Origin of the sequence: Corallococcus terminator, from assembly GCF_003611635.1 — a bacterium.
Taxonomy (GTDB): Bacteria; Myxococcota; Myxococcia; order Myxococcales; family Myxococcaceae; genus Corallococcus; species Corallococcus terminator.
On sequence record NZ_RAVZ01000573.1, the window covers coordinates 1 to 3,080 of the forward strand.

Below are 3,080 nucleotides of genomic sequence, written 5' to 3' on the forward strand. Positions count from 1 at the left end.
ACGCTGGCGAGGCCGTCGGGGGGCTCGGGCAGGGGGCGACAGCCCCAGCGGCCTTACTGGCTGCGAGGCGAGGCGTGCCAGGGGAGGCACGCCTCGCGGACGGACTAGGCGGGCTCCTTGGGGGCGGAGGGCGCCCACGGCGAGCCGTCACGCTGCGCGGCAAGGATTGCCCGCCACAGGGCCGCGTTGTCACCCTCGAGGATCGCGGCGCGGACACTGGAATGGAGGGGCACCACCTCCGACGGGTCGGGCTCGGTGCGTGGGTCGAATCCAAGCGCCGTCACCGTCGCGTCGGTGATGCGGACAACCGTCATTGCATCCGCCTGGGTCATCCGGCGAGCCTTCACGGACCGTTCAAAGATGACGTTGAGTTCGTCGATTCGGGCGGTGACGGTTGGACACTGCGGAAGCAGCTCCTGCATGACAAGCAGCGGGGCAATTGGAGTTTTCTTGCGCACGAGCACCCGTATCAACGCGATGGCGCTACGGCGATCAGACTGCGGTGGACGTGCTGGGGCGGGGAAAGGCTTCTTCATGGCGTCTGACAGGACGACGGCGGGCCCGAGGGCCCGCCGTCAGGAGGACTACGCCAGGGCAGGGAGGGCGGAAGCGTCGCGGGCGTAGGTGCCGGTCTGCTTCAACAGGAGGGAGAGGGCCTTGGCCTTCCGGACAGCGCCGTCACCGAGGGTTGCGGACAGCATCCGACGCGCCGTCCGCTTGTTGGAGAGCGACGTCATGCCGGACAGGGAGTCCTTGCGGTGGTCGCTGAACTCCGTCCACGCCTGGAAGGCCCCATAGGCCGTCCCGACGAGGCCCGGCGCGGCGCCCACGAACTCGGAGAAGAGGCGAGAGGCTTCGCGGCGGTCGGCCTCGATGCGCGGGTGCTTCTTCTTCACGTCCTCTTTCGGCAGGGGCAGGAGGATGTCCATGGCTTCGCGGTGCTGCTGGAGGGTGTACGGGCGCGCGACGAGGACGTTGGCCAGGGTTTCGAAGTCGGCCATTTCCTGGGACATGAGGGCGAAGGCCTGCGCGGCGTTCTCCAGGCGCTCCTTGGCGTTGCGGCTGTGGCGGATGCTCCAGCGCGAGCCCGCGCGCTCGCGCAGCGCGGCGCCGAGCGTGTTCTGGCACACGACACGCGTGGCGACGTTGGCGAGGACGGCGGCGGCCGTGCCGTCGTGCGCGGTGGTGAGCAGGACGTACTTGCGAATCTCGCTCGGGTCGTGGCGGACGTGGATGCGGCCGGGCAGCTCCGCGAGCATCCACCCGCGCGCACCCGTCTCCCCGAGGGTGCCGGCGGTGTGCCAGATGGCCTGGACACCCTGCGAAGCGAGGACACCGGCACGGGCGAGGTCCTCGAACTGAAGGAGCTGGTAGCCCTCGCTGACGGTGGCGAGGTACGCGCCGGTGTCGCCGCGCACAATCGCCTTGCGGTCCGGCACCTGGAAGCCGTCGGGCATGGAGAGGGGAACGGCGTGCGCGGTGTAGAAGCCGGCGGCATCGCGGATGTCCTCCCACGTGCCGTTGCCGGGAAGCTGGGTTCCCAGCTTGTGCCAGGGGGTTGCGCCTGCGTAGACCATCTGGTTGATGTTGTGCGCCATGGTGTCGAGTCCTTCGGTGCCGGCTATCGCCGGCGGTGTCGCGCTCGGGGGCAACCCGGGCGGTGCGGCGAGGGCGCGAAGCCCTCACCGCGCTTCAATACCTACCATCCACATCTGACATTGCGAGGCGCTGCTAAACCAACGACCACGATTCCCGCATGACCTCAGGCGGTGCGCCTGAGGTCGGCTCGACGTAGGCATGGACTGGCAGAGCGTTGGGCGTTGCGTGCGGCGAGGTAGGCATGCACCCGAACCATGAGCTGGTCCATGGTGCGGCAGCGGTGATTTCGCGTGACGTTGGCGTGCAGGTCCAGCCACACGCGCTCGATGCGGTTGCCCTGGGGACAGTAGGGTGGCAGGAAGTGGAGCACGATGCGCCCTCCAAGTTGAGCAAGGGCCTTGCGAGTCTTCTGGCTGGTGTGGACCGCGGCGTTGTCCAGCACGAGGTGGATGCGGCGAGCGCGCCGGTATTCACCCGCGAGGTGCCAGAGCAACTGGATGAAGAGGTCGCTGGCCTTGGATTTGCCCTCCACCCACGTCAGCTTCCCCGTCCGGACATTCAACGCTCCGGCCAGGAAGCGCTTCTGGTTGTTGCCCGGTGTCACCACCACCCGGCGCTGCCCCGGAAGACACCAGTCGTGTCCCACCTTGGGGTTGAGATGGATGTCCACCTCATCCACGTGGAGCACGGGCTCTTCCGGGGGCTTGTGGGCATGCAGGCACTTCAACTCGTAGAGCCGGCGCCGACGCTTCCAGGCAGGCCAGGGGCACTGGACGATGGGCCTGGCTGCCTTGCGCCGCGCGCCGAGCGAGGTGAGCGCACGTCCCATGGTCGCCACGGACACCTGGGGCAGCCCCCGGCGCTCAAGTTCCAGGCACAGCAACTCCCGTGTCCAGGTAGGCCGGCACCAGCCCCAGTCCTCGGGCGTTCTCTGCAGCACCCGCGTCAACCTCTCTCGGAATCGCTCGTCGACCTTGCGCTGTCCATTACCCTCCCTCCTGTCTCGCAGCGCTCCGCGTCCGGCCTCCCGGTAGCGACGCACCGCGCTGACGACGGTGGAGGTGGCACAGCCCAGGTCCCGGGCTGCGGCATTGCACGAGGCTCCCCTCCCCACCGCCGCCACGGCCATGCACCGCCGCATGGTGAGCGGGCAGCCGCTCCTCTCGCCCCATCGCAGCAGCGCCTGGCGCTGCTTCCTCTTCAACCACTTCCTACCTTTGCCCTTGGGCAGGGCCTTCTCGCTCTCAGGTTTTCTGCGCACACAGAGCCGAACGAGAGGTGCCCCTGCCACTTCTTCCCGCCCAATTCACGCCCGCCTGCTCCTCAGCCTGATCGAGGATCACGAACTTCGGTTTAGGCTGCGACACCTTCCTGGAGCTGGGCCCGAAGCCCACCCTGCTCGGGATGGGGCGACAGTGCCTGCCCGAGGACGCCGGCGTCTGGCTTCCCAGCCTGCGGCCCGGCATCGACGACGAGCAGCA

General features: G+C 68.4%; 3 protein-coding genes. All 3 read right to left on the minus strand.

Annotated elements, in window-relative coordinates:
* Positions 1 to 104 precede the first annotated feature (104 nt).
* The gene (locus D7V88_RS40185; RefSeq protein WP_147449098.1) at positions 105 to 536 is read right to left on the minus strand and encodes a hypothetical protein; all 432 of its coding nucleotides are present in this window, start codon (positions 534 to 536) and stop codon (positions 105 to 107) included.
* A 48-nt stretch (positions 537 to 584) separates the two neighbouring features.
* Positions 585 to 1,598 carry a DUF932 domain-containing protein gene (locus D7V88_RS40190; protein ID WP_120545786.1) on the minus strand — a complete coding sequence of 338 codons (1,014 nt, stop codon included), beginning with the start codon at positions 1,596 to 1,598 and terminating at the stop codon, positions 585 to 587.
* Positions 1,599 to 1,762: 164 nt separating this feature from the next.
* Complete coding sequence (locus D7V88_RS40195) at positions 1,763 to 2,803, minus strand: IS630 family transposase (RefSeq protein ID WP_244238655.1); 1,041 nt, start codon at positions 2,801 to 2,803, stop codon at positions 1,763 to 1,765.
* Between the last annotated feature and the right edge of the window lie 277 nt (positions 2,804 to 3,080).

Bases quoted from the DNA above. Each gene is read 5' to 3' on its own strand.
- D7V88_RS40185 (WP_147449098.1), bottom strand. From the start codon at position 536: ATGAAGAAGCCTTTCCCCGCCCCAGCACGTCCACCGCAGTCTGATCGC.
- D7V88_RS40190 (WP_120545786.1), bottom strand. From the start codon at position 1,598: ATGGCGCACAACATCAACCAGATGGTCTACGCAGGCGCAACCCCCTGG.